At 39.7% G+C, this 1707-nt stretch carries 1 protein-coding gene; it reads left to right on the forward strand.

What is annotated here, in order from left to right:
- Positions 1 to 1593: tail fiber domain-containing protein (locus JS40_RS00030; protein WP_034257559.1), on the forward strand; the 1593-nt coding region annotated here is incomplete at its 5' end.
- Positions 1594 to 1707: the final 114 nt, after the last annotated feature.

Below are 1707 nucleotides of genomic sequence, written 5' to 3' on the forward strand. Positions count from 1 at the left end.
ACGGCAATCTCCTCACCTGCTACGGGATTGCTGGTCTATCAAATCGACAATACCGCCGGGTTTTGGTTTTTTGATGGGAGTAATTGGACAAGCTTATCTTCTGGAGCAGAAAAGATCAATGACCTTATAGACGGAAAATCCGACAATGATGGTTCCTCCATTTTTTTAGGTATCGAAGCCGGTGAAAACGAAGACCAAAATGATAACCAAAATATTGGAATTGGATACCAAGCCTTGAGCCAAACCAGAAATGGTTCAAGAAACGTGGCAATCGGTTATCAAACCCTCTTTCAGGGCATAAATGGTGATGATAATATCGTTATAGGCAATGGCGCCTTAAAAGAAAATAAATCGGACAGTAATATTGCAATAGGCTCTAATGCCTTAACAAGGTTGGGTTCTGGGATAGGAAACAACATCGCCATTGGCACAAATGCACTTTCCTCCGCAAGTTCTGCTTCAAAAAGTATTGCCATTGGAACGGGAAGTCTTGAAAATTTTGGCAATCCAACTGATGTTATTGCTATTGGCTATAATAGCCTTCACAATAACACTTTTGCAGATAATATGGCGATAGGAAGTTATTCACAAGAATCTAATACAACCGGAGTAAATAATCTTTCAGTTGGAGGCAGTTCACTCCGAATGTCTGTTTCAGAAGGATGGAACACGGCTATTGGAATGGGAAGCATGGAGTTGTCTACGGGAAGCAGCTCAAACACAGCAGTAGGGTATCAAAGTCTACGGAACATTACCCATTCATTAGGAGCAACCGCAGTAGGATATAAAGCGTTAGCAGAAAATACTACTGGCAGTTCAAACACCGCTATAGGTAATAATGCTTTAGGGCAAAACACAACCGGACGTTATAATAGTGCTTTAGGATATAGCAGTTTACAAAATAATACGACAGGCGATAATAATATAGCAATCGGCTTGGGGGCGCTGCTACAAAACACATCAGGTGACTACAATACGGCCGTTGGAAGAAGTTCGTGTTCTATTATTACAGATGGATCTAGGAACACAGCTATTGGGTATAATTCCGGTCCGAATGCCAATTTATCGAACACTATAACGATAGGTTATAATGCCGTGTCTGACGCCAACAATATTGCTAGAGTTGGCGATGCCTCCATTACAAGTATTGGTGGTTATGCCAATTGGTCCAATCTTTCAGACGGAAGGTTTAAAAAGAACATACATGAAAATGTTGTTGGGTTGGATTTTATCTTAAAGCTTCGTCCAGTCACTTATAACCTAGATATGGATGCCATTGCACGTTTCAACAATGCCTCAGAAAATCCGTGGTTAAGTGACGCCGAAACCCAAAAAGCCTCCGAAGTTCAAATAGGCTTTATAGCCCAAGAAGTGGAAAAAACCGCTCAAGAAATAAGTTTTGATTTTCACGGTGTCGATAAACCTAAAAATGAAACCTCTCACTACGGTCTTCGATATGCAGAATTTGTGGTGCCTTTGGTAAAAGCGGTACAGGAACAACAGGAAGTTATTGAATTACAAAAAAGAAAAATTGACCAATTGGAGAATAGGCTTATAACCATTGAAGCTTTGCTTACAAGACTTAATAAATGATCCCACTTAATGATAACAATGTTAAAATGTTTCTATAAACACCCGATTTTGCCCAAAATCTAAGACCGAAACTTATCCTTAAGCCTACTTATGCTTTTTGTAACCTAAAAATTA

The organism is Altibacter lentus, from assembly GCF_000746845.1.
Classification (GTDB): domain Bacteria; phylum Bacteroidota; class Bacteroidia; order Flavobacteriales; family Flavobacteriaceae; genus Altibacter; species Altibacter lentus.